Here is a 24322-nt window from a genome sequence, read left to right on the forward strand (position 1 = left end):
TACTAATTACATTCACAAAATGGCAAATGTTCGCTTAGAAAATATTACCAGACGCTACCAAAACGTCACCGCGATCGAAAACATCAGCTTCAAAATCCCGGACGGGGAATTTTGGGTATTAGTCGGGCCATCCGGCTGCGGTAAATCCACAATTATGCGGACAATTGCAGGTTTAGAAACCGCAACTTCCGGCAATCTTTACATCGGAGATAATTTAGTTAACAACATTCCGGCGAGACAGCGGGATGTAGCAATGGTGTTTCAAAATTACGCGCTTTATCCGCACATGACTGTCGCCGAAAACTTGGCATTTGGATTGCGGATGCGGAATGTTGACCAGACTAAAATTCAAGAACGAGTCGAAACAGTAGCCCGATCGCTCTCGATCGACCACCTCCTCAAGCGTAAGCCCAAACAGCTATCAGGCGGACAGCAGCAGCGGGTAGCACTCGGAAGGGCGATCGCCCGCGAACCGAAAGTATTTCTTTTAGATGAACCGCTTTCTAACCTCGATGCTCAACTGCGAGATGACACTAGAGCAGAACTCAAACAACTGCATCAACGGCTGGGAATTACCACAATTTACGTCACCCACGACCAAGTGGAAGCGATGACTTTAGCTGATAAGATTGTAGTTTTAAATGGGGGTAAAATTCAACAAATTGGAGACCCGCAAAGCATTTACGCCAAACCAGCTAACCGCATGGTTGCCACATTTTTAGGCAATCCCGCCATGAACATTTTGCCGGCAATTTATACTAACGAATCCTTTCAAGTGGGAAATCAACATTTAGCCTGTCCGCCCTCGATTCAGAAAAAATTGCAGGCTAGAGAAGGACAAGGATTTGATTTGGGCATCCGTCCAGAAAATATAGAAATCTTTACCCCACAAACAGTAGAAGATGATGATTTGAAAACCGATGTTTGGGCCTTAGAAAAAGTCCCTCTTGATGTAGAGGTAAAAGTCGTGGAACCTCTGGGGCGAGAAACTTTAATTCGGGCGAGTTTGCCTTTGTTGAGTGCTGAAACTACTGTACAGTTACAAATACCTGCGAGTGTTCGCTTGCGATCGGGCGATCGACTGACGGTACAGCTTGACTTCGATCGACTATTTATATTTGACCCCTCCACTGGCGAGGCGCTGTATCCTTAACTGGATTGAACAGGACTTACGCAGGGGTAATTAGCCACCGGGTTTTTTTAGTCGCAGTGCGTAAGTCCTGTTCAATCTCAAATCTCAAATCTCAAATCTCAAATCTCAAATCTCAAATAGACTGAGCTTTCCAGTGGGAAAGTCTCGATTCGTAGTTACAAAAGTTTACACTTGACATTTATTAATTTACGAAGTAATGATACGATTAGTATTGGCACAACGGCAAAACGTCCTCCCAAAAGCTGATATTTCCTGACTCGGGGCGATCGCGACCCACAACGCCAGCACCTTCGCGCTAAAAAGCGGCTTTGCGCCCCGACTTGGGAGCAACTAGCGAACCAAAAACTCAGAAAAACGTTCTAGCGGCATTTTTAGATGAATCCCGACAACCTGCCTCAAATGCTGCAAACAGGATTTCACCTAACTTTAGGTGCAACTTCCTTTTTAATTGAGACATTGCAAGATCCTCTGAAGCGAGAAGAAAATCTTGACAAACTGAAGTCAGATTTTGGCCAGCTAGCCGATGAGCTGCTGGAAAAAGGAGAAATGACTGAGCGAGAAGCCCGGAATTTTGTAGATACTATTTTCTCTCAACCGGGCGATCGGGAGAATGCAGACAATGAATCTGTCTCGCCCAAGCAATCAGATGCAGCGACTGATGCTCCTCCCGAGTCGGTTGTACAGCCTAACGTAAAGCTAGAGATTCAAGAATTAACTGCACACATGGCAGCGCTGAGGGCCGAGTTGGAAAATTTGCGCGCCGAAAATTCCCAGCATTAAAGAATCAAGAGTCTCTAACACAGCCGGAGTTTACTTGCCAACTTAATTTAACAGAACCAAACTTTAGTCATTGTCCCATTTTTCAGAACCGATCAGGTCGGCGATCCGATCGCGCAGCAAGAAGTCGCATTTTTCTAATTCGCACTCTACACAAGCCCATTCCCGGGGCGGAATGAATTGGCACAGGGTATAGATGGGCTGTTGGCGGCTGAGTACGCCCTCATGCACGAGCTGACGCGCTTCATCTTGGATCACATCTAAAGAGTATTGGATTTGGGGAATAGTGGAGTGAATCATAATGCGCCCTCAATGTTTTACTAAAAAATTTTATGGCCCTGGTAATAATATAGTCCAAACTTACGAATATGGAAGTTAAATTTTGTCCGTATACAGCTATACAATTCACTGCCGTAAATAAAAATAAATTATAGGAATCATCAGTAAGTGATGGGATCTGTCTTAGGATGTTGAGAAGCAGCACATTTTCCCGACTAGCAAGCGGATCTGCTGGAAAGCTCAATTCAGAACTTGGGAACCCGCATCGGATTCCCGGTTTCTGGATGCTTTGCCACCAAAGGCAACATTTCCGGCGAGAAACCGGGTTGATGAATTTAACTCCTAACGCAGCAAGCAGCAAAGGAAATATTTAGGAGTCCGGCAACTCAAGCATTACCAGTTCCGTCAATGCCGAATAGCACTTCAAGAACGAGAGATTGCGCTGCCGGCATTTGCCCAAAACAAAATACATAAGGAATACTCGGAGGCAAGTGTGGCAAAAATTGCTCTAAAACGTAGGGACTGCCGTAAATTAACACAGCTTGCAGTTCTCCAGTTTTTAATAATTTCTTAAACCAATCTTGAGCTGCTTCGGTCAAACCAGCACTGCCTCGGAAGCAATTGCCGCGAATGAAAATTTGCAGCAGTGTTGGAGAAAAATGCTCTGCACCTGTATTATCAGCGATCGCCCCTGTGCGATCGTCAATCAGTTGCAATTCGTAACCAAACTGTTCAGGAAGGGCGATCGCCGGAGTGTGGTTGCCCAAAAACTCACACCCCAAAACATCATCTACAACAATCAAATTCCGCAAAAGCTGGTTTTCTGCGGGTTTGGCAACCTGCAAAGGTAGATTGCCGCCAAATTTCAAAGAATCTCGCAAAATATCGGCAGCAGTTGCCCTGGCATCAGGAGTTGCCAGCAAACTTAAGTCTATCGACTTGATCGATGTTGAATCTACTGCTTTTTCCTTTTCCTTTACTAACAAACCGACTTTAGCTTTAGCCGACCAAATTCTCTTGACAGATTCCTTGATTTGTGATATTTGAAGTCGCCCTTGAGTGACAGCTTCGCAGACAGCCAGAATCGCCCCTTCCGGGTCAAGCGGCATCAGCAAAACATCAGCACCAGCCTCAGCAGCCAAAACAGCAGCTTCATTAGCGCCGTACTTATTGGCGATCGCACCCATCACCAAAGCATCCGTCACGATCAAACCTTCAAATCCCAACTCTTCTCGCAGCTTCCCGATCAAAATTTTGCGAGAAAGAGTAGCAGGACACTCCGCATCCCAAGCCGGAATCAGCAAGTGAGCACTCATCACAGCATCGACCCCAGCAGCCATCGCCTCAACAAAAGGAGGCAACTCAACCTGGGCCAATCTCGCTGGGGAATGCGGCAAAACCGGCAATTCCAAGTGAGAATCAACCGCCGTGTCCCCGTGGCCGGGAAAATGCTTAGCTGTAGTCAAAACCGGATGCTCACCTGCGCCGCGAATAAAAGCAGCGGCTAATTTCCCGACAATTTCCGGTGTCTCGCCAAAAGCGCGGACGTTAATCACAGGATTGTCGGGATTGTTGTTAACATCAACCACCGGTGCAAGAATCCAATTTAGACCGATCGCCCTAGCTTCGATCGCAGTGACAGCGCCCATTTGTTCAGCATATCGATCAGCTTTACCTGCATCGTGTCGCGCCACTTCAGCAATTGCCATCGGCGGCCCGAACCAAGTCGCCCCCGCGAACCGCTGGCCGACACCTTCCTCAATATCGGCCGCCAGCAGTAGCGGAAACTTGGCCCAAGACTGCAATTGGTGCGATCGAAGTGCCAACTCCGCAGCACTTCCCCCGACCAAAATCACCCCACCGACGCCCAAATTTTCCAGATAATAGCGGAGTTTGCTGGCAGTTGGTTCCCATTCGGGATAGCGAATTTGGTGGTCGAACAAGCAGCCAGAAGCGCGCACCACGAACATCTGTGCCACCAGTTCTGGTAAGGAAAGATTGTCAATCATGGGAAATTAGGAATTGTTGACTGTTGACTGTGGACTGTTGACAGGAAAGCTGTTGACTACCTTCAGACACTAATCCTCGTCTGCTTCTAAATCATCATCATCATCATTTTCATTGCCCTCGGCCAATTCTTCGTCATCAAACATACCCGGTTTGCGATCGGCAGAAAGCTGATTCAGCAGTATCAACATTTTATCGCCCCGTTCCAAAGAACGGTCTTCCAGAAAAATCACTTCCGGCGTCCGGCGCAGTTGCAATCGTTGGCCCAACTGGTTGCGGACGTAGCTAGTAGCAGATTTCAAACCTTCCATAGTTTCAGCCTTCGCCTCATCAGTACCGTAGATGCTGACAAAAATTTTTGTATGCTGAAGGTCTCCCGAAACAATTACATCGGTAACGCTAACCATACCGGCACCTACCCGGTCGTCCTTGATTCCATTCAGCAACATCAGGCTGACTTCCCGTTTAACCATTGAAGCTACACGCTCAATGCGACGACTTGTAGCCATAACACCTACTCCTCTACTTTCCTAATCAGCCATTTTCATCCCGATTGACAATTGTAGCGCGATCGGTCAGGGGTGTTACGGGCGATCGTCCGAGTTAGGGGTGAGAGACAGCTTAGAGGAAAAAAATGTTTGATTGCCATAGGTGAATATATAGCTAATATAGAGAGGTAGAGTGAGAGACAGCTTAGAGGAAAAAAATGTTTGATTGGATTGTCAAAACCGTAGCCGATGCTTCAGGGGTAACTAACCAGCTAAAGATAGCTGAATGGGCAAGATTGAACAGGACTAACCCTTTCGATATGGGAGCCAAAAACTACCAACGATGTATTCATGACTTAGGGTTAGGGGGAAAATATCATGAACTTGAATATAACGAAGATGGAAGCCTAAAATATCAATAATTTTGCCGTATTTCCCTTGATTATGATTCATAATTACCCCTTTTATTATCCATCCCTAATCAATCAATCAATTAAACAGAAACATTTCTTGTCGAAATTCCTTTATCGCTGTGTTTTTTTAGGAATAAAACTCATGGAAAAAGAATTTACAGTCGGTCAAAAAGTCCGAGTTGTGGCGATGCCGCCTTACGTCAAAACTGCCGAACCGATGCCGATGCTGCGGCCTGCGAATTTAATTGCGATCGGCGCTGAAGGCGTTGTGATCGATCGGCGTCCCGGCAATTATTGGGGAATTCGCTTTGAAAAAGGTGCTTTTCTGTTAGACAGTCAGTACATTGAAGCGGCCGAAACTAATGTAGAAGGTAATGGGTAATGGGGAATGGGTAATGGGAATAGGGAATTGATCTGATATCAAATTCGTTGGTATCAGAATTATTCCTCTCTGTCTTCGGGAGACTCAGCGCCCTCTACGTTCTCTGCGGTTAAATCATTCCGAAACAACAGTAAACCCTATGAGAAATTAACATTTCTCTTTTCCTTCTTCCCTCAACATCCCTCCCTTAAATCCGTTAAATCCCATTGCTTGCTCTTTGCCCAACTTCCTTCTTCAACAAGCCAGCTTAGCTTCAAAAGCCAAAGAATTAACAGGAAACTCCCCCAAAAATTCCTCTAAAAGAGGAGATGTGAAGTTACAAGGTTGAGGCTTGCCCAAATGATAACCTTGAGCATAATCTACCCCAAGTTCATTGAGTTTATCCATAATTGTTTGATTTTCAACATACTCGGCAATAGTTTTAATTCCCATGACGTGAGCGATTTTGGTAATAGCTTCCACCATTGCGACATCAATAGGATTATCGACAATATGCTTAATAAAATTGCCGTCTATTTTGAGATAATCAACCGGCAAGCTTTTCAGGTAAGCAAAGGAAGACATCCCGCTGCCGAAGTCGTCCAAGGCAAACTGGCAGCCTAGTTCCTTGAGTTGCCAAATCAAGCTAGCTGCCTTACTGAGATTACCAATGGCAACGGTTTCGGTTATTTCAAAACAAATTATTTGTGGCGGTATTTGATGGATGGAAAACTGTTCCTGAATAAACTCGATAAACTTTTCTTCGTTGAGGCTGTCCCCAGAAAGGTTGATGGAATAAAGGTTGGGATATTTGCCAAATGACGATTGCAGCTCAGAAAGAGAGCAAGCAGGGAAGGTAACTATTTTATCGCTGCCTATCCCGGGGTTTTGGACTAATAAATTTGCTGTGAAAATTTTAGATAACTGGCTAAATAAAGTGCGAATCACCCAGCGGTCGATCGCGTGCATCAAGTTGTAGCGTTCTGCAGCCGGAATAAACGCCATCGGCGACACCAACTCACCAGTTTCCAACTGGAGGCGCAGGAGGATTTCGCAGTGGGTTCCGGTGGTTGGAGAATTAAGCAAAGGTACGATCGGCTGAGAGTACAAGCAAAAGCGATTCTCTTCTAAAGCTTGATGAATTTGCACCACCCACTCGGTTTCGCCGTGCTGTTTGATTAATTCTTGGTCGCCGGCTTGATAAACCTGTACCCGGTTGCGACCTTTATTTTTAGCAGCGTAGCAGGCCATATCAACCGCGCTCAAAATCGCAGATGTCGAGGCTGTTTTGGGATTGATTGCTACCAAACCGATACTGACGCCGATCGAAAAAGTTTTGTCCTGCCACGCAAAGCGGAATGCCTGAATGCTTCGCAGCAGCGTTTCAGCAACGTTCAATCCTCGTTCGACGGGACAATGGTACAGGAGTACGGCAAATTCATCGCCACCTAGACGTGCCAAAATATCGGTTTTGCGGATATTGCTTTTAAATAGCTGGCTGACTTGGCGCAGCAGTTCGTCCCCAGCAGCATGACCGGAGGTGTCGTTAACTATTTTGAAGCGATCGAGATCCAGATAAAGCATCACGTGTTCTTGCCCGTAACCTTGAGCGCCGTGTAGGGCGTGCTCTAGCTGGTACTCAAATTCCCGGCGGTTGACTAATTGCGTCAGGGGGTCATGAGTTGCCTGCCAGGTGAGTTGCCGCGCTTGAGTTCGCACTTGCGTGACATCTCGGAACACAACGACGGCCCCGACAATTTCGCCGCTGCTAGCGTGGATGGGGGCAACGCAGTGGTCGATCGCAAATTCGGTGTTGTTGCGGTCAATCAGCAAGCTGTTGTGTCCTTGGTCAACAATCCGACCTTCGCACAAAGCGATTTCGGCGATATTTTCAGTCGGTCGCCTGGTAGTTTCGTCAACTATTCTCAGCACGCTGGCGAGGGGCAAACCCTTAGCTTCCAATGTAGACCAACCCGTGAGTGTTTCGGCAACTGGATTCAGGGTGGAAATGTAGCCGTCGGCGTCAGTAGTGATGACGCCATCGCCGATCGATTGTAGAGTAACCTGAGCGAGTTCTTTTTCTTCAAAAAATGCTTGTTCCATGCGCTTGCGATCGGTAATATCTCGCTGCACCGACACCCAGTGGGTAACGTTCCCGGAGGTGTCGGCAATCGGTACGCTGTTGAGTTCCACCCAATAAGTTGAACCGTCTTTGCGGTAGTTAATCAATTCCAGGCGTAGGGGTTCTTGGCGAGAGAAAGTACGGCGAATTTTATCGACTTGGGTGGGGTCGCTTTCTGGGCCGCGCAAGCAACTGGGGGTTTGTCCGATGATTTCTTCGGGTAGGTAGCCCGTCATTTGGGTAAAAGCTTCGTTGGCATAGATGATGGTGGGGTCGGAGATATCGCTGTCTCCCGCATCCATAATCACGATTGCGTCGTTAGCGTTCACTACAGCAGATTCTAAAAGGTGGAGTCTGGCCTCGGCCCGCACGCGGGTAGCAATTTCGCTTTCTAGTCTGGCGTTAGTCAAGCTGAGGGATGCGATCGCTTTTTCCAATTCCTTAGTTCTTTCTGCCACTGAATCGTGCAGAACATCGATCGCCCCGGACATTTCCATCGGGTCAAGTACGCGCAGTATGTTGGTTTGAGTAACTATTCCCAGGAGTTCTCCCTGTTCCCCCGTTACTACTAACCGGCGGACTAAACGCTCGTGCATTTCCTGATGAGCTACCCACAGCGAGTCTTCTTGCTTGAGGCTAAATAAGGGGGTACTCATCACAGTTTCGGCGATCGTTTGCGACAAATCTATATCTAAAGCTTGAAATTCCACAATATCCCGTTCTGTGACGATACCTACTGGAATGGGGAACGGTAAATCCATCGATAATTCTGTTGATTCGGTAATTACTACGCAGCTAACGCGGTGCTGCGCCATCAACTCAGCTAAACTCCTAACTGACGCTGAGCGAGGTGCTTGAATGACTTGTGCGGTCATTACTTCTTTGACGCGGCGCATTTTTAAGATATTTGCCGGTTTGAGCATTGCTTGGCGAATGCTTTCTGGCGTAATTACTCCTAAGAGTTGACCTTCACTATCCAATATTGGCAGATGCTTAATTCTTCGTTGCCCCAGCAGAATTAGGGCGCTGAAAATGTCTTGAGTCTCGGATTTTGTCAGAGTTGCGGCAGGCTGCCTCATCACTTCTGCGATGGTGACACCTTTTAAGTTTTTGCCCGAGGCAATCAAATCGACAAGATCCCTTTCTGTGAAGATTCCTTGCAATTGAGAATGTGGAGCACAGGGCGAGGAGAATTTTTCTAGTGATTTTTCTACGACAAAGACGCAGATACCTGTCGCGTCTCTGAATGCACTTGAGGTGGGGGAATTTGCGATTTCTGTTAGTTGCTGATAGATATCGGTTGGTGGAATGGCTGCGTTTAGAGAGCAACTTTCGCGCCGTTGGCCCATCAGGGTAATTACTTCTGCTAGTGGGGTATCGGGCGCAACTGTCAAGGGGTAGCGGTCTATTACTTGAGTTAAGGTTGGCAGATACTTGGAGGAATCGTTTTTGAGCATATTTAATTTAGTTTTGCGATCGCGTAGACTCTGCGACATTCCAAAAAAGTGCTGATGTCCAAGCACTAGGTGGCTTTTTACGGCGCTGCTGAGACCTAATTAAAATTTATTGTTAAAAATGCAGCCGAGCTTGGGCTGGGGATCAGGCCTGTGACTGCTTTTCCTCTACCTATAAAGTTATAAGCTTATCTTTATTTTAAATTAAATTTTCTGTCTCGTGACACTTTTACTAAAAACAAGGTATTTTTTGTAAGCTTTTTGCGATAAGATCGCAGCTAAAATCATCCATAGCATTGCGAATCATCTCCATCTTCAGAAAGACACATCTGTTGCCTATCCGGGCTAACCTAGAAAAGGTTACTACAAAAAGGCACTGTATTAAGTTCGGCAGTGTTAAGTTTTGCGAAATTATGTTTTGCGAGCTGGTCGAGACCATGTATGGGTTTTTAAGGGGAATCGATATCACAGCTAAGCTGTGAATTAGATCGCAACTTGCGAAAACAACCATGGTACAATTGTAGATATCAAGACAAGAACTTGAATACAGAGTCTGTGAGGAAAAGAGATTATGAAACGCAATCTATTAGCCGCTACTTTTTTAATTACTCCCCTACTGTTGGCCGGCCCGGCTCGCGCTGAAAATCCCGCTCACGTCAAACAGTTATTGTCAACCGGGCAATGTTTTAAGTGCGACTTGTCAGGAGCAGATTTAACGGGAGCTCATTTAATTGGTGCTGATTTGAGAGAAGCAAATTTACGAGGAGCAAACCTATCTAGTGCCAACCTCGAAGGTGCTGACTTGACGGGTGCTAAGTTGACGAGTGCTAACTTAACCGCAGTTTTTCTGACTAATGCCAGTTTAAATGACGCAAACCTCGATCGGGCAGATCTGACCGCGGCCATCATTAACACCGCTGACGTATCCGGCGCATCAATGGAAGATATGACGATCACAGATGCGAAAATCTACAATACCCAAATTGGCGTCGGCGGCAGCTACGACCAGTAAACTCATTAAAAGAATGGAAAACACCAATTTTGAGGTTAAAAACCCGGTTTCTCTCCAGAAACCGGGTTTTTAGTCTTTTTGTAGGCTGCCCCGGAGCCTCACCTTTTATGTCGTATTTCAAGCGAACAATCTGACGCACCCTACTACTACCGCTAAAAACCCAAATCAACCGCAATGCGGTGCGCGCAAGCAAACCCAGAAAATGCCACCGCATTTAAACCCTGTCCGGGAAACGTACTGTCACCCACACAATACAAACCAGGCATAGAAGTTCGATTAAACGGCATTCCCAGCAAACCCATTAGCTTCTGTCGCGGAATCGGCCCGTAAGTTCCATCTTCGCGCCCCAAAAAGCGGCGGTGAGAACGCGCTGTCCCCACTTCCATATAATCCAAACCGGCATCTAAACCGGGAAAAATATTTTCTAATCTTTCAATAATTCTCCCCGCAGCATCTTCCTTTTTCTCCTCATATTCCTGCGGTGAAAGTCCTTCCCACTCTTCCATCCAACTCGAAGTAAAAGCGTGAACGATGTGATATCCTGCGGGAGCTAAATCCGGGTCGAGCACGGTTGGAATTGACACCAAAACTGTTCCTTCCGGCGCTTCCATTTGGTTCCAATCTTCTAACAAAATGTGGTGGCAGGCACTACCCGCAGGGATTACGCTTGCTTCAACTCCCAAATGCAAACTCAAGAAACTGGGGGCTTTTTGATAGCGCTGCTGCCATTTCTTCTCGCTAGCGGGCATCTCTTCTGCGGGCAGCAATTTTTCAAAAGTATCCCACCGCGTGGCGTTAGAAACTATCCGCTTTGCCCGGTAAACTTCGCCGGTTGCTAGCTCGACTCCGACAGCGCGACCGTTTTCTGTAATAATTTTTTTCGCCTTAGCTTTGTATAGAATTTTCCCGCCGCATTTTTCTAAACCTTCGACTAATTTTTGGGCAATTTGACCGACTCCGCCTTTGGGATAATTGATGCCACCGTAATGTCTGTCGGAAAATACCATTCCGGCATTAATCATCGGAGTCAAGTCTGCAGGTACTACAGACCAGTAGTAGCATTCCATGTCGATAAATTTCAGCAAAGTAGGGTCTTTTATGTAGCGCCGCGCAATGTCGCCAGTATTTTGAGGCAGATATTTTACTAATCCCAAACAGGCTAAAGGATTCTGAAAAAAGACTCGGACTAGATATCCGGGTTCTTCTAGGGATAGCAATTCCATCCCGTTGAGGCAGTTAAAGACGTTCCAGCATTCGCCGTAAAATTTGTGGATTCCTTCGCGTTCGTGAGGGAACCTATCTGTTAATTCTTGCAAGTATTTATCATAAGCCTGGGGCACTTCAAGTTCCAAGCCGCTGGGTAAGTGATAGTGAAGCTGTACGGGGTCGGGAATAGTTTCTAGGGTGACGTTGACTGCTTTCAGGGCGCGCGTGAGGAGGTTGGTGGTGCCACGCTGTCCGAAGCCAAAAATCATGGAGGCGCCGACATCGAATCTGTAGCCTTCTCGATCAAAATATCCAGCGCTACCCCCCGGAATTGTATAGCTTTCGAGCACTAAAACTTTGGCTTTCTTAGCGGCTAGCTGGGTGGCTGTCACGAGTCCACCAATGCCGGAACCGATGACAATTACATCAAACTCTTGCTGTGTAGGGCGGGAGTTGGGAGAAAATAACTGGGATTGGGTAGGAGCTGACATTGGGTTAAAAATCTTAATATTTCTATGATTTTACAGTCGATCGCTCCCGAAGCAAGAAGTTCGGCAACGGATTATGTAGCGGATGTAGCGGATGTCACGGATGTCAGGAAGACCGAAGTTCGGCAATGCCCAATGCCTAATATCCAATCCCCAATGCCCGATGCCCGATGCCCAATGCCCAATGCCCCAGCTTCAAAAAAAAAAATGCGGGAACAGTCTACCATTGCCGACTGCCCCCGTCTGCCGATCCTTTGAGAGGAGAACACTAAAAATCACTATAGCCTTGTTGCTAATTAATGTCAATACTATTGGAAAAATATTTCAATAAGCTGATGGAGGTCGATCGGCGAATGGGTTCTAACGGACGGCTTGCACCATTTTCAAGAAAAGGTTTTTCGGGCCTGTGAAGCGAAGAGCGAGTTTTCTTGTGGGGAGTAGGCGTTGGGCAGAAGAACCCACCCGTGAAAGGCTTATTAAAAATGGTGCAAGATGTCAGTTCAAACCGACGGCTGGTGCTTGTTGCAATAGTCCGGCAGTCCGGCGGAGGTTTGAACCCGTGACGGCAATCTTGAAAATAGTGCAATATCTCGATTCTCAATCTCTGGCTTGTATGCGCCCTCAAGGATGTGATAAGTTGCACAGAGCGATCAATCGCCCGTTGAGGAAGCCCTCGAAGAAGATCGATCGCACCGCATAAAATCCCTCCAACCTAGCACTCTCCCCAATTTCCTCATGTCTCTGCAACTGCGCGTTTACGTTCCCCCGCATCCGTTAATTAAACACTGGCTGGCTGTCGCCCGCGACGCCGCCACCCCATCGGTGCTTTTTCGTTCTGCGATGACAGAATTGGGAAGATGGCTGGCTTACGAGGCGATTCGAGAATGGCTGCCGATAGTGGAAACCACAGTGCAGACCCCTTTGGGCGAATGTCCGGCGACTTTTATCAACCCGGAAGCTCCGTTAGTTGTGGTACCGATTTTGCGGGCGGGTTTGGCACTGCTCGAAGGAATTCAGACGGTTGTGCCGCTGGCGTCGGTTTACCACCTCGGCATGGCAAGAAATGAGGAGACGCTACAACCGACTTGTTATTTGAACAAATTGCCGGCGCAGTTTAACCCGGAAACGCGGGTGATAATTAGCGAGCCGATGCTGGCGACTGGTGGCACGATTATAGCGACAATGCAGGAATTGACGAAGCGGGGAATTGACCCGAGCTTGATTCGGATTATCTCTGTGGTGGCTGCTCCTCCGGCTTTGAAGAGGCTGAGTGCAGAGTACCCGAGTTTGATGATTTACACGGCAACGATCGACGAAATAGTCAACGAACAAGGCTTTATTGTACCTGGTTTGGGAGATGCGGGCGATCGAACTTACGGCACATGAACAAGTCCGTCAGTCAATTTGAGATTTGAGATTTGAGATTTGAGATTGACTCGACAGATAAATCTGGGGGCTTGTATCCCTTTTTGGGTGCGGTGAGTGGTTTCAGGAATCAGTTGCTGAAATATTGGGGGAAAAAGATGACCCTGGTTTGGTAAAAGCAGGCACAGAGAGAGTTAGAATCAAAAGTACAAGTCAAAAATAAATAGCTTTTAGCACTCATTGCCCGTGAAACTTGATTCTGTTCCGCCAAGCTTGTCTGCTTCTGACTCAGTAAACCTCAATTATGATTTGCCACAACAGGTACAACTACAAATAAAAGAGGTTACTGAGATTTGTGCTGCTTTAACCCCGGAGCCCGCTGAACTCTCAGTGACTGTAAATCCCGATATTTGTCAGGAACAAAAGAAACTGAAGCCCAAGCACTGGGCAATTTTTGCTTCGACTTTTGCAACTATTTTTTTAGCTGAAATTGGAGACAAAACTCAGCTCGCAATTTTGCTGATGACGGCTGAATCTCGAAATCCTTGGATCGTTTTTGCGGGTGCGGGTTCGGCTTTGATAGCAACCAGTTTGCTGGGGGTGTTGCTGGGAAGGTGGCTGGCTAGTCGGATTGCTCCGAGAACTTTGGAGAGAGCAGCCGGAGTGATTTTGCTGGCAATTTCGGCGGTTCTGCTGTGGGAAGTGCTGGGTTAATTGTCTGCCTGTCGGTAAGTCGTAGATTTCTACAACAGCTAACTAAGAAGTGAAAAAAATATGGACTGGCAACTTCTGGGAATCAGTTTTATTACAGTGTTTTTGTCAGAATTGGGAGACAAAAGTCAATTAGCTGCGATCGCCTTGGGCAGCAGTTGTAACTCGCCGCGGGCTGTATTTTTCGGCACGGCGTCGGCGCTGCTGCTGGCGAGTTTAATCGGCGTGGCGATCGGCTTCAGCACTGCAGAGGTGTTGCCGGAACGACTGGTAAAGGGGCTTGCGGCGATCGGATTTGCGGTGATGGGCTTGCGCTTGCTGTTGCCAAAAGCAGATTTACCGGAAGCATCCGAGTAGGGCGTGCCCTCAGTCGATTTGAGATTGGAGATTTGAGATTTGAGATTTACTCCACAGACGAATCTGGGAGTTTGAACAAGAGTCTAAAATTTTGAGTTCTCCACAACAGGAGTCGTTGGCAAGTATCCGTTTTTGGGCGGTCAGGAAACTTGACAGTATAGTTATCTCAAATTTGTTAGCATCGGAGATTATTCCTATCTCTATTCTCTTGATCTGCGTGAATTAGCGTCAATCCATTGTCATCTGCGGTTAACATATTCTCTTTTTTTGACCGCAGATGAGGGCAGATCAACACAGATTAACGCAGATGAATATAGAATGGCTGCAATTCAAGGCTCGTTTTCGATCGCGCTAAAATTTAAAAAATTAGCGGGGGGCGTGAATTCACGCCCCCCGCTGCTGGTTGAGTTTTTTTTCTCAACTCAACCTCTGAGCCTTGTGTCGATTAAACTTGGTTTTGGTAGCACCAGCCCAGCAGCGTACTGGCGACAGCCAACTTCAGCGCTTCCAATCCAAAATAGCCTTGGTGCAGTAGATTCATCCCGGCGGGCACTTCTGCTGCAGAATCGAACAGATTTAGCTGCATTCCCAAGGCGCTCATTTGGGGTGTCAGGGCGTAGGTGTCAATCAGGGCGATCGCCAGAAGTACCAATGATAATAAAATTGCTGTGCGGCTGCGCTTGCCGAAGTCACCGACTAAATTGCTCAAAACCATCAAACCCGTTGCCACCACGCCCGAACAGATTAACTCAACGCGGTTGAATCCCCAGAACATTAAATTGCCGGCCGTTGCAAACTCCGGAGATGTCGTCATGCCAGATACGTAGAGACTGGGCATAATTACTAGATCCAAAATCAGGCTAACGCTGAGCCAGAAAATTAGGGCAACCATGACAATTGCTTGCCAGCGCGGTTTGATTGATTCCACTCTTGATGTTGTAATAGCTGTCATATAATTAGACCCTCTAAAATTTTCTTCTGCCTTTTCTAGAGTTTAACTAACTTTTCTATAAAATCGTGTTAAGTATTTTTAAATTAATGGTAACTTTTCTGTAACAGACGCTGAAGAATTGTTAAGCTCACTTATGTTTGTCATCACCTCGGTTAACTAATACTAATTCGGAAAAAGTACGGAATAAATTAATAATTACTCACAGGACTTATGCACGGCGACCAAAGACACCTGTTTTTGACTCTGATTAAACACCGTAACGTATTTTTTATAAAAAACCAGGTTTCTGCCTCCAGAAATAACTCCTCATTCAACTGTATATGCCTAAATTTCAATTATCCTCTTGGTTGCCCCGTCTCCCCCCTCAAGTCTGGATTCTTGCCGCCGGCAGATTCCTCTCCCAAAGCGGCACCGGTTTTACTTTATTTTACGCGCCGATATTTTTTGTCGATCACGTGGGTTTATCTGCTACTGCTGTTGGGATTGGTTTGGGTAGCGGTTCAGTTTCGGGAATATTCGGCAGAATTTTGGGCGGTTCTTTTTGCGATTCCAAATTTTGGGGAAGGCGGCGAACTTTATTGCTGGCGACAATTATTTCGGCTGCCGCTTCTTTTGTATTGGCGGGGACTAATGATTTCCCAGGCTTAATTGCGGGCAATTTACTGATGGGTTTTGGTGTGGGTTTGTATTGGCCTCCAACCGAGACGATGGTGGCGGATTTAACTGAGGGTGAACAGCGACAGGAGGCTTTTGCTTTGACGCGACTTGCTGATAATTTGGGTTTGCAAGTTGGGATTATTTTGGGCGGTTTGTTGATTGAGTTAACGGGGAACTATCGATCGCTCTTTATTATTGATGGTATCTCGTTTTTAGTGCTGTTTACAGTAGTTGCGATCGCGATCGCCGAAACCTACAAACCAGCTAATCCAGCGGATAGAGGGAAAAATTTTCGGGAAAATGGTTGGATAGTGGCGCTGAGCGATCGAAGTCTTCTAGTTTATGCTTTAGTAAATACCCTGTTCACATTATATATTTCCCAAATCCAAACCACAATGCCACTGTACTTTAGCAAGTTTGTCGCGGTGGGGACTAGAACAGGTTTTTCAACAGGTACAATTACCGTTTTGTTTGCTTTTAGCACGTTTTTAACTGTGGCTTTGCAACTGCCGATTGTTAAAGCTTTGAGGCCGTTTTCCCACCCGAAAGCTTTGATGATTTCGGCGCTGCTGTGGGGAATGGGATTTATCGCGATCGGCTTGACGGGAATGGCTGCAACTGGCAATCTATTTTTAGCTGTTTTAGGTTTGAGTTTTTTGTCTGTTGCGACTGTTGCTTATACGCCTTTTGCTTCTGCTTTGGTGGTGGATTTAGCCCCAGAGTCTTTGCGGGGCGTGTATTTGGCCGTTAGTTCTCAGTGTTGGGCGATCGGCTATTTAATCGGGCCGCCGCTAGGTGGTTTGGCTTTGGATAGAGGTAAATGGGCGGCGGATCATTTTTGGTTGGGTTTGGCTTTGAGTGTGGCCGCGGCTATTTTTATTTTGCAAAAGCTCGATCGAATGTTGAAAAGTAGAATCTAATCTTGAGTTGTTTGTTTAGGACTAAGACCACAAAAAACCCGGTTTCTGCGTCAATATCTCTCGGTTCGATACCACGATTTTTCAGAGAAACCGGGTTTGTGACTCCCCCTGCGTCCAAGACTGTAGTTATTAGCATTAACAGTCAACAGTCAACAGTCAACTAACTAATTTATTTTCGTCGATCGCCCAATTTGCGGTAAACTTCTCTTAAATCAACTTGATGGTGAGCCAAAGCAACCAAAGCGTGATAAAATAAATCCGCAACTTCCCCAGCAATCCCCTCTTTGTCGTCATCTTTGCAAGCCATTACAACTTCCGCCGACTCTTCGCCAATTTTCTTGAGAATCTTGTTGTCGCCACCCTCGAACAACTTGCAAGTATAAGAACTTTCGTTAGGATGGTCGCGGCGATCGCAAATTACCGCAAATAATTGAGATAACATATCCCCTGGCGGCGGTGAAATTTCCCCATCAACTTGGTGAAAACAACTTCTTTCTCCTGTGTGACAAGCAATATCTCCAACTTGTTCGACAGTGATTAACAAAGCATCGCTATCGCAGTCGTAACGCAGCCCTTTGACATTTTGAACGTGTCCCGAAGTCGCCCCTTTGTTCCAAAATTCGGCGCGCGATCGACTCCAGAACCAAGTTTGCCCGGTAGAGATCGTTTTTTGCAGCGACTCCCGATTCATCCAGGCCATCATTAACACCGTACCGTCCAAATAATCTTGGACGATCGCAGGCACTAAACCGCGATCGTCGTAACGAATCTTTTCAATTGGGATCGATCGGCTCAAACTCGATAAATCAGTAGTAGACATAATTTTATTTCAACTTGGTAATCTAGATTAACGCTTTCCTGTCGGAGATTGTTTTTTTATTAACCGCAGAGAACGCAGAGGAGGCCGAGGAAGAGAGAAGATTAACCAAGTGATGGCTAAATTGTCAAGAACTATTTTACAAAAAATTACATTTTAGGGCGATTCCCTATGGGATAGCTTCGCTTCACGGTGCTAGTGCGACAAAGCCTAAAAAACCCAAGCTAGTATTGCTACTCATTGGTTTCTACCCTAAAATTTACTAGAATAGTTTCCTTGAATCGACCTAACCTTTATGTTGAACTGGCTATAAAATTATTCTACCAACAACAGACGTTCACTAAGGAGAAAACATTGGTTTCCACAACCTTGAAAACGACCAAATCAGAAGAAATTTTCGCCGCCGCCCAGAAGTTGATGCCAGGTGGCGTCAGTTCCCCCGTGCGCGCCTTCAAATCCGTAGGCGGACAGCCCATCGTCTTTGACAGGGTAAAAGGAGCCTACATTTGGGATGTTGACGAAAACCAATACATTGACTATGTAGGCACTTGGGGCCCAGCCATCTGTGGCCACGCCCACCCGGAAGTCATCAAAGCCCTGCACGAATCTTTAGAAAAAGGTACGAGTTTCGGCGCACCATCGCTGTTGGAAAACGTACTCGCCGAAATGGTCATCGATGCCGTTCCCAGCATTGAAATGGTGCGATTTGTCAACTCCGGTACCGAAGCCTGTATGGCCGTTTTGCGGCTGATGCGAGCTTTCACCGGACGCGATAAACTGATTAAATTTGAAGGCTGCTATCACGGGCACGCCGATATGTTCTTGGTAAAAGCCGGTTCCGGCGTTGCAACTCTGGGCCTTCCCGACTCTCCGGGCGTCCCGAAATCCACTACTGCCAATACCCTCAACGCTCCCTACAATGACTTAGAAGCAGTCAAAGCTTTATTTGCCGAAAATCCCGGCGAGATAGCAGGGGTAATTCTCGAACCAGTGGTGGGGAATGCCGGTTTTATTACCCCGGATGCAGGTTTTCTCGAAGGTTTGCGGGAAATTACTAAAGATAACGGTGCTTTGTTAGTTTTTGATGAAGTAATGACCGGTTTCCGCATCGCTTACGGCGGAGCTCAGGAAAGATTCGGTGTCACCCCGGATTTGACTACTTTGGGTAAAGTTATCGGTGGCGGTTTGCCGGTGGGAGCTTACGGGGGAAGGCGGGATATTATGGGGATGGTAGCTCCTGCTGGCCCGATGTATCAAGCGGGTACGCTTTCGGGAAATCCTTTGGCGATGACTGCTGGGATTAAGACTTTGGAATTGCTGCAAAAACCCGGCACTTACGAACAGTTGGATAAAATTACCAAAAAACTGTCTGACGGATTGCTAAAAATTGCTAAGGAAGCCGGACACGCAGTTTGGGGCGGGCAAATTAGCGGGATGTTTGGCTTGTTTTTTGCGGCTGGCCCGGTTCACAATTACGAGGATGCGAAGAAGTCGGATTTGACGAAGTTCAGCCGCTTTCACCGGGGAATGTTGGAGCACGGTATTTATCTTGCTCCTTCGCAGTTTGAGGCGGGATTTACTTCTTTGGCTCATACTGAGGAAGATATCGATCGAACTTTGGCCGCAGCGCGTGAAGTGATGGCAAGTATTTAACGTGTGTAGTAAGGATGTTCGTCCTTAAAACTCAGGAATAAATAATTAAAGTCCTTGCTGTTTGTTGACAGTAAGGACTTTAATTTTTAACTGCTTTATCAAATAAAGTCCTGAATCGTAGAGACTATTTAGGACTACCTTTTAATCAGGCTTACAGGCTTTTTTTAGTAAATTTTCACGGGTAATTCCTGTTTAATGATGTGAGCGAATTACAAATTAGTAATTATAGGAACTCTCTACTTTGCGGTAGCAATACCTAACTTAGCTCCCTTAATTCGGCGTAATCGATCCATAACTTCCACAACATTTCCGTGATAGACGCTTTTATCCGCATTCAGCACAATTAAGGCGCTCGGATTTGACCCCATGACTTGTCGCACCGTACTCTCAATCTGGTCTAAGTTGACTGACTTTTTATCAACCATGAATTTTCCCTGAGCATCAAGCGTGACGGTAATTTTAGCAGGCGAGTCCTGAACTTGAGAGGTTGATGCTTTCGGTAAATTTACGGGTAGACCCTCGGATTTGGATAAAGACAAAGAGGAAACAATGAAAAATGTCAATATGGCGAAGGTTACATCAATCAGTGGCACGATGTTGATCTGGGGAATACTATCAGGTTCATCGGGTAGGCGCATAGTTAGATTCTCTTGGTAGTTTTTCGTAGTGGTGACGGTACAATAGCTCTAGCTGACCTCCGGCTTCCTGCATAAAAGCTATCTGCTGTAAGTAAAACCCACGAAACATATTAGCAAATACGAGCGTAAAGATTGCTACCACTAACCCCATTGCCGTAGAAACGAGGGCTTCGCTAATCCCCCCAGTAACGCCCGCGGCATTGGTGCCTGCAGCATCTCCCAGTTTGAGGGAGTCAAAGGTGGTAATTAGGCCCAAAACTGTTCCGAGCAACCCAAATAGCGGGGAGAGGGTGATAATGGTGTCAAATATTGTATTGAATCGCTTCAAAACGGGGATTTCTGCCTGAGCTGCACTTTCTAAGACCAAACGAAATTCTTCGATGTTGGGCGAGTCTAATTCTAATGCTTCCAAAAAAATTCTGGCTAACGGCAAATCAGCGTTTACTTGTAACTTTTTGATGGCGGAATCCGGGTTTTGACTGTAAAGTCTTAGCACTTCCCGGACGACACGCCGCTGGCGCTGATTCACTTTAAACCAAAAGAAAAGACGTTCTAAAATCAGTGCGACTGCTGCGATTGACGAGGCAAGCAGCGGCCAAGAAACAATGCCCCCAGCGCGAAAAATGTAAATGAAATTATCCATTAGTTTGTATTCTCGTTAGCTGTGTTGAGTGAGCGCAAGCTGCCTAATGGTGCAATTAGCCCGTGAGAAGGCTGGTAGAGTTTCTGCGTCAAGTCGGCACAAGTGATTCAGACTGCGAATTGTTTCACTCAAGCACGATCGCGATCGCAAGCGCGATCACAAGCGCGATCAAACAAACGCACTACCTGTATGTGACTATCTTCGTCTGTACCCAAAATGCTCCTAATGTGATCCCGACCGAGATCGCGACAGATTGTTCTGCCAGTGCTTCTTTGCTAAATATTTGCGTTAGGACTTGACAATAATCTTCAATACTTTAAAAGATTCTCAACTAGGTTTCCACAAAATTCAGGGTTTGTCAAGTCATGATCCACATTCAAACATAAATATTACCTATTGTTTATGCGATATAGTTAATTTTCACTTATTTAAAGATTTTCATGAAAAGCTTGAGAATGTGGAATTTTGTTGGTAGATTACGGGCTAGAGTATTGCATTTAAGGCATTTTTGAACCTTCCCCTACCAGAATCAGAACATTGACAGCGCCCATAAGAGCAAGGTAGACGCCCCCAAAGGAAATGCTGATTGGTAGCGTCTAGTCGCTATCTCAAAATTAAATAATGAAAATTAATTGCAAGAGTCTTGAACAGGGTGACAGTCTTCTTATAGGATGGGTAGGTTCATCAGTGATAGCAAGCTCAACCCGCAGTTGGTAGCTTGTTTCGGGTTATGTGGGGGAGCCAGCGAGGACGTTGCCAACCCATCCATCAAGGAGATTCATAAGGCATGAGTTTTTCAAATATTTCGGCGACGCAAAGACAACAACAAGAAGAAGCTCTCAAAAAAGTTCTGGCGCTCAGTCTGTTAAGCTCAGCCTTCCTGCACGGTGTCGCGCTGCCGTTGAGCCTCAACTTGGTCAAACCTGCTGAATTTGCAGAGGAACCTATTGAAGTTGTTGTGCTTGATGAACCCAAAGTAGAGGAAATCCAGCCAGAGCCGACTATTCCCGAAAAGGTATCTCCCCCGCCTGACACTTTCAAACCAGAACCGCCACCAGAGCCAGCTCCCGCAGAGGAGCCACCGGTAGCGGCAACGCCCCCGCCGATCCCAGATGAGCAGCCGGTAGCGGTAACGCCACCGCCGATTCCAGATGAGCAGCCGGTAGCGGTAACGCCACCGCCGATTCCAGAGGAGCCACCCGTAGCGGTAACACCACCGCCGATTCCAGAGGAGCCACCCGTAGCGGTAACGCCACCACCAATTCCAGAGGAGCCACCGGTAGCGGCAACGCCACCACCAATTCCAGAGAAGCCACCCGTAGCGGTAACGCCACCACCCACTCCTCGGGAGCCTTCCCCCCCACCTAAAGAAGATTTCAATTCCCCAGAAACTCCTAAAACCCCGATCGCCAAGGAACCCGAAACCCCTTCGCCCGATCCTCCAAAAAGCGAACCACCCGTTACCGCTTCCCGCCCCAAGAGTGCTGGAAGTTCCACAGACTTTACAAAAGATGCTGGAAATCCCAACTCCTCCGACAGCCCCGAAAAAAATAACCCGCTCTCACCATCTGCTTCGGCGGGTAGCGGGGAACCTTCCTCAGAGCCATTAAATCCTTCTTCCGGGCCCATACAGCGATCGCCCGGGGCTGGCTCGCCAGTCACAGCTACTAGGCCAGGAGGCGGCGGCAATTCTGGAAATGCGATCGGAGGTTTAGGAAACCTTGCCTCTGGTGGCCCCGGAGGCGGAAGCCCTGGAGGTGGAAGCCCTGGAGGAAGTGGGTCGAACTCACCATCTGGCGCCAGCGAAAATGGCGACCTACCTTCCTCAGAGCCATTTGGGGATGGTTCGGGGCGATTGGGAAGATCGACGACGGCTGGCTTACCAGGCTCTGGAGGCGGAGGCCCTGGAGGCGGAGGCCCTGGAGGCGGAGGCTCTGGAAGCGGAGGCTCTGGAAGCGGAGGCTCTGGAAGCGGAGGCCCTGGAGGCGGAGGCCCTGGAGGCGGAGGTCGTGGAGGCGGAGGCTCTGGAAGCGGTTCGGGGTCAGGGCAAAAACCGACAAATCCAGGAAGAGGGGGGAGTCCTTCGCGCGCTCCCGGCACGCCTGGAGGCACTTGCATTAGTGGCTGCGGTAAACCTAACTATCCGAGCGCAGCCAGAGAAGAAGGGCGCCAAGGCCAAGTGGAACTCATTTGTGACATTGACCCCAACGGTAAGACAGTCAACATCAAGATCTTGACTCCTAGCAAATACAACGACTTGAATCGCGCAGCGATGAAAACAGTAGAAGAAAGGAAATATGCCCCATCAGAGAGTGGCATTCAAGGAGAAAGAATAACCATTACCTTCCTGCTCACTGACTAGGGATTTTTTTGAGAGTCTAGCAATTTGGCGGGGAATTCTATAGCACCGTCCAAGGAATAGCAAAGTTAAAAGTTGAATTTTTTGTGAATTATGAATTTGGGAATGTCGTCAACAATATTAAGTAAACTTCAGCGAGTTGGACTCGTTCTATTACTTGGTTCCAACTTGGGAATGGCTTTGTTGTTTGCCAACCCTCACAGCGCAATGGCAGGAGTAATTACTTTACCCGATGGCGGACGTTGCGAGGGAGAATTGAGTGAGGGAAAACTTAGCGGCCCCGGCAATTGTCAATATGCCAACGGCGATCGCTACGAAGGCCCATTTCTCAACGGCAAACCTCACGGTAAAGGCATCTATACCTTTAAAGAAGAAGGTCGATACCAAGGAGAATTTGCCGATGGTGAATTCAACGGTCAAGGTGTCCGCGAATTTGCTAACGGCAACCGCTACGAAGGAACTTTTAAAAACGGTGAGTTCGACGGTACAGGAACTTTTACCTCAACTAACGGCATTCGTTACGAAGGCTCTTTTACCAATGGTTCTCCCAGCGGTCGCGGGGCTTTTACGTTCAGTAACGGCACTCGTTGCGAAGGAGATATTAAAGAAGGAAAAGTTAACGGCAAAGGCGTCTGTCAATATGCTAATAAGAACCGCTACGAAGGAGAGTTGCTGAATAACTTGCCTCACGGGCAGGGAATTTATACCTTTGCTGAAGGAGGCCGTTATGAGGGGCAATTTAGTGAAGGGCAGTTTCACGGTAAAGGGGTTCGCGAATATCCGAACGGCAACCGCTATGAAGGAGAGTTTGTCAAGGGCAACACTCAAGGTCAGGGGTTGTTTACTTTTAAAGAAGGGGGACGTTATCAAGGGCCGTTTGACAATGGAGAATTTAGTGGTGAAGGTGTCCGTGAGTTCGCCAATGGAGATAGCTATAAAGGCACTTTTGTCAAGGGTAAGATGAGCGGGAAAGGAGTTTACATTTTTAAGAATGGCGATCGCTGCGAAGGCGAATTTAGCGATGGTCAGTTCAACGGCAAAGGTACCTGCATTTACGCCAATGGCGATCGCTATCAAGGTGAATTTCTCAACGGCCAGAAACACGGGCAAGGTTCCTACATTTATTCAGATGGAACGAAAGTAGAAGGAAATTGGCAACAAGGTCAAATTAAAAAATAACCTTATAACCTATCTCGCCCTTTTTGTTTACCCCCCCCTCCTCACTAATGACATTAATGCGCTTTACAGCCGACACACCGGCGTTTTATAGCGCTTTTCAAGTTGGTGAACGTAGCGGAGGGCTTTTAATTGCACATCCGATTTACACAGGGTCTTTTTTCGGATTTTCTGGATTGCTCGAAGAGGTGTTATTTTTTTAACAGCAGATGGATGCAGATAGACGTAGATAGGTTACGTTTTTGGGCATCGGATTGGGTATATAGCAATTCTAAATGAGTCGTAAACTTTTTACCCCACCCCAACCCTCCCCT

At 47.0% G+C, this 24322-nt stretch carries 21 protein-coding genes; 12 read left to right on the forward strand and 9 right to left on the reverse strand.

Annotated features, from left to right (window positions below):
- Positions 1-19: 19 nt before the first annotated feature.
- Both QUA25_RS02930 and QUA25_RS02935 read left to right on the forward strand, forming a co-directional pair.
- Positions 20-1153, forward strand: coding sequence for an ABC transporter ATP-binding protein (locus QUA25_RS02930; RefSeq protein ID WP_333035423.1), 1134 nt, complete (start codon positions 20-22; stop codon positions 1151-1153).
- Between the two features lie 375 nt (positions 1154-1528).
- On the forward strand, positions 1529-1933 hold the full coding sequence (locus QUA25_RS02935; protein ID WP_333035425.1) for a hypothetical protein: 405 nt from the start codon (positions 1529-1531) through the stop codon (positions 1931-1933).
- Between the two features lie 63 nt (positions 1934-1996).
- Here the strand turns inward: QUA25_RS02935 and QUA25_RS02940 are convergent, their stop codons facing one another.
- From QUA25_RS02940 to rbfA, 3 genes are all read right to left on the reverse strand, one after another.
- Entirely contained in the window at positions 1997-2230 is a 234-nt protein-coding gene (locus tag QUA25_RS02940; protein WP_333035426.1) for a DUF4327 family protein, read from the reverse strand.
- A gap of 365 nt (positions 2231-2595) precedes the next feature.
- Positions 2596-4218: a glycoside hydrolase family 3 N-terminal domain-containing protein gene (locus QUA25_RS02945; protein WP_333035428.1), complete on the reverse strand. Its 1623-nt coding sequence runs from the start codon at positions 4216-4218 to the stop codon at positions 2596-2598.
- Between the two features lie 69 nt (positions 4219-4287).
- Complete coding sequence (gene rbfA / locus QUA25_RS02950) at positions 4288-4725, reverse strand: 30S ribosome-binding factor RbfA (protein WP_333035430.1); 438 nt, start codon at positions 4723-4725, stop codon at positions 4288-4290.
- A gap of 197 nt (positions 4726-4922) precedes the next feature.
- Here rbfA and QUA25_RS02955 point away from each other — a divergent pair, with 197 nt between their 5' ends.
- Together QUA25_RS02955 and sipA are read left to right on the forward strand one after the other, a co-directional pair.
- Positions 4923-5126: a hypothetical protein gene (locus QUA25_RS02955; protein WP_333035431.1), complete on the forward strand. Its 204-nt coding sequence runs from the start codon at positions 4923-4925 to the stop codon at positions 5124-5126.
- 133 nt (positions 5127-5259) lie between these two features.
- The gene (sipA, locus tag QUA25_RS02960) at positions 5260-5499 is read left to right on the forward strand and encodes a regulatory protein SipA (RefSeq protein WP_333035433.1); all 240 of its coding nucleotides are present in this window, start codon (positions 5260-5262) and stop codon (positions 5497-5499) included.
- 234 nt (positions 5500-5733) lie between these two features.
- On the opposite strand, the gene QUA25_RS02965 is transcribed toward sipA, so the two are convergent.
- Positions 5734-9096, reverse strand: a complete 3363-nt coding sequence (locus tag QUA25_RS02965; protein WP_333035434.1) for an EAL domain-containing protein — start codon at positions 9094-9096, stop codon at positions 5734-5736.
- 529 nt (positions 9097-9625) lie between these two features.
- Between QUA25_RS02965 and QUA25_RS02970 the strand changes: the two genes are divergently transcribed.
- On the forward strand, positions 9626-10066 hold the full coding sequence (locus QUA25_RS02970) for a pentapeptide repeat-containing protein (protein ID WP_333035436.1): 441 nt from the start codon (positions 9626-9628) through the stop codon (positions 10064-10066).
- Between the two features lie 152 nt (positions 10067-10218).
- On the opposite strand, the gene crtH is transcribed toward QUA25_RS02970, so the two are convergent.
- Positions 10219-11763: a carotenoid isomerase gene (crtH, locus tag QUA25_RS02975; protein WP_333035438.1), complete on the reverse strand. Its 1545-nt coding sequence runs from the start codon at positions 11761-11763 to the stop codon at positions 10219-10221.
- A gap of 732 nt (positions 11764-12495) precedes the next feature.
- On the opposite strand from crtH, the gene upp reads away from it, so the two are divergent.
- The 3 genes from upp to QUA25_RS02990 all read left to right on the forward strand — a co-directional run bounded on the left by upp (position 12496) and on the right by QUA25_RS02990 (position 14193).
- A complete protein-coding gene (gene upp / locus QUA25_RS02980; RefSeq protein WP_333035441.1) occupies positions 12496-13146 on the forward strand; it encodes a uracil phosphoribosyltransferase in 651 nt (216 codons plus the stop codon).
- Between the two features lie 225 nt (positions 13147-13371).
- Positions 13372-13839 carry a TMEM165/GDT1 family protein gene (locus QUA25_RS02985; protein WP_333035444.1) on the forward strand — a complete coding sequence of 156 codons (468 nt, stop codon included), beginning with the start codon at positions 13372-13374 and terminating at the stop codon, positions 13837-13839.
- 60 nt (positions 13840-13899) lie between these two features.
- A complete protein-coding gene (locus tag QUA25_RS02990; protein ID WP_333035445.1) occupies positions 13900-14193 on the forward strand; it encodes a TMEM165/GDT1 family protein in 294 nt (97 codons plus the stop codon).
- Positions 14194-14638: 445 nt separating this feature from the next.
- On the opposite strand, the gene QUA25_RS02995 is transcribed toward QUA25_RS02990, so the two are convergent.
- Positions 14639-15145: a hypothetical protein gene (locus QUA25_RS02995; protein WP_333035447.1), complete on the reverse strand. Its 507-nt coding sequence runs from the start codon at positions 15143-15145 to the stop codon at positions 14639-14641.
- A gap of 320 nt (positions 15146-15465) precedes the next feature.
- On the opposite strand from QUA25_RS02995, the gene QUA25_RS03000 reads away from it, so the two are divergent.
- Positions 15466-16722, forward strand: coding sequence for an MFS transporter (locus tag QUA25_RS03000; RefSeq protein WP_333035449.1), 1257 nt, complete (start codon positions 15466-15468; stop codon positions 16720-16722).
- A gap of 169 nt (positions 16723-16891) precedes the next feature.
- Here QUA25_RS03000 and hisIE read toward each other — a convergent pair whose 3' ends face one another.
- Positions 16892-17542, reverse strand: coding sequence for a bifunctional phosphoribosyl-AMP cyclohydrolase/phosphoribosyl-ATP diphosphatase HisIE (hisIE, locus tag QUA25_RS03005; protein ID WP_333035450.1), 651 nt, complete (start codon positions 17540-17542; stop codon positions 16892-16894).
- A gap of 351 nt (positions 17543-17893) precedes the next feature.
- Here hisIE and hemL point away from each other — a divergent pair, with 351 nt between their 5' ends.
- Positions 17894-19192, forward strand: a complete 1299-nt coding sequence (hemL, locus tag QUA25_RS03010; RefSeq protein WP_333035451.1) for a glutamate-1-semialdehyde 2,1-aminomutase — start codon at positions 17894-17896, stop codon at positions 19190-19192.
- Positions 19193-19428: 236 nt separating this feature from the next.
- On the opposite strand, the gene QUA25_RS03015 is transcribed toward hemL, so the two are convergent.
- On the reverse strand, positions 19429-19830 hold the full coding sequence (locus QUA25_RS03015; RefSeq protein ID WP_333035453.1) for a biopolymer transporter ExbD: 402 nt from the start codon (positions 19828-19830) through the stop codon (positions 19429-19431).
- Complete coding sequence (locus QUA25_RS03020) at positions 19814-20473, reverse strand: MotA/TolQ/ExbB proton channel family protein (RefSeq protein WP_333035454.1); 660 nt, start codon at positions 20471-20473, stop codon at positions 19814-19816. The genes QUA25_RS03015 and QUA25_RS03020 overlap by 17 nt, the downstream gene beginning before the upstream one ends.
- Before the next feature lie 787 nt (positions 20474-21260).
- Between QUA25_RS03020 and QUA25_RS03025 the strand changes: the two genes are divergently transcribed.
- A complete protein-coding gene (locus tag QUA25_RS03025; protein ID WP_333035455.1) occupies positions 21261-22835 on the forward strand; it encodes a TonB family protein in 1575 nt (524 codons plus the stop codon).
- Between the two features lie 102 nt (positions 22836-22937).
- A complete protein-coding gene (locus tag QUA25_RS03030; protein WP_333035456.1) occupies positions 22938-24011 on the forward strand; it encodes a hypothetical protein in 1074 nt (357 codons plus the stop codon).
- Positions 24012-24322 lie beyond the last annotated feature (311 nt).

This window comes from Microcoleus sp. Pol17C6 (assembly GCF_036701145.1).
GTDB lineage: Bacteria > Cyanobacteriota > Cyanobacteriia > Cyanobacteriales > Microcoleaceae > Microcoleus.

Bases quoted from the DNA above. Each gene is read 5' to 3' on its own strand.
- QUA25_RS02930 (WP_333035423.1), top strand. From the start codon at position 20: ATGGCAAATGTTCGCTTAGAAAATATTACCAGACGCTACCAAAACGTC.
- QUA25_RS02955 (WP_333035431.1), top strand. From the start codon at position 4,923: ATGTTTGATTGGATTGTCAAAACCGTAGCCGATGCTTCAGGGGTAACT.
- QUA25_RS03015 (WP_333035453.1), bottom strand. From the start codon at position 19,830: ATGCGCCTACCCGATGAACCTGATAGTATTCCCCAGATCAACATCGTG.
- QUA25_RS02965 (WP_333035434.1), bottom strand. From the start codon at position 9,096: ATGTCGCAGAGTCTACGCGATCGCAAAACTAAATTAAATATGCTCAAA.
- QUA25_RS03020 (WP_333035454.1), bottom strand. From the start codon at position 20,473: ATGGATAATTTCATTTACATTTTTCGCGCTGGGGGCATTGTTTCTTGG.
- QUA25_RS02940 (WP_333035426.1), bottom strand. From the start codon at position 2,230: ATGATTCACTCCACTATTCCCCAAATCCAATACTCTTTAGATGTGATC.
- QUA25_RS03030 (WP_333035456.1), top strand. From the start codon at position 22,938: ATGTCGTCAACAATATTAAGTAAACTTCAGCGAGTTGGACTCGTTCTA.
- QUA25_RS02970 (WP_333035436.1), top strand. From the start codon at position 9,626: ATGAAACGCAATCTATTAGCCGCTACTTTTTTAATTACTCCCCTACTG.
- QUA25_RS02990 (WP_333035445.1), top strand. From the start codon at position 13,900: ATGGACTGGCAACTTCTGGGAATCAGTTTTATTACAGTGTTTTTGTCA.
- QUA25_RS02995 (WP_333035447.1), bottom strand. From the start codon at position 15,145: ATGACAGCTATTACAACATCAAGAGTGGAATCAATCAAACCGCGCTGG.
- sipA (WP_333035433.1), top strand. From the start codon at position 5,260: ATGGAAAAAGAATTTACAGTCGGTCAAAAAGTCCGAGTTGTGGCGATG.
- rbfA (WP_333035430.1), bottom strand. From the start codon at position 4,725: ATGGCTACAAGTCGTCGCATTGAGCGTGTAGCTTCAATGGTTAAACGG.
- QUA25_RS03000 (WP_333035449.1), top strand. From the start codon at position 15,466: ATGCCTAAATTTCAATTATCCTCTTGGTTGCCCCGTCTCCCCCCTCAA.
- QUA25_RS02945 (WP_333035428.1), bottom strand. From the start codon at position 4,218: ATGATTGACAATCTTTCCTTACCAGAACTGGTGGCACAGATGTTCGTG.
- hisIE (WP_333035450.1), bottom strand. From the start codon at position 17,542: ATGTCTACTACTGATTTATCGAGTTTGAGCCGATCGATCCCAATTGAA.
- upp (WP_333035441.1), top strand. From the start codon at position 12,496: ATGTCTCTGCAACTGCGCGTTTACGTTCCCCCGCATCCGTTAATTAAA.
- QUA25_RS03025 (WP_333035455.1), top strand. From the start codon at position 21,261: ATGAGTTTTTCAAATATTTCGGCGACGCAAAGACAACAACAAGAAGAA.
- QUA25_RS02935 (WP_333035425.1), top strand. From the start codon at position 1,529: ATGAATCCCGACAACCTGCCTCAAATGCTGCAAACAGGATTTCACCTA.
- crtH (WP_333035438.1), bottom strand. From the start codon at position 11,763: ATGTCAGCTCCTACCCAATCCCAGTTATTTTCTCCCAACTCCCGCCCT.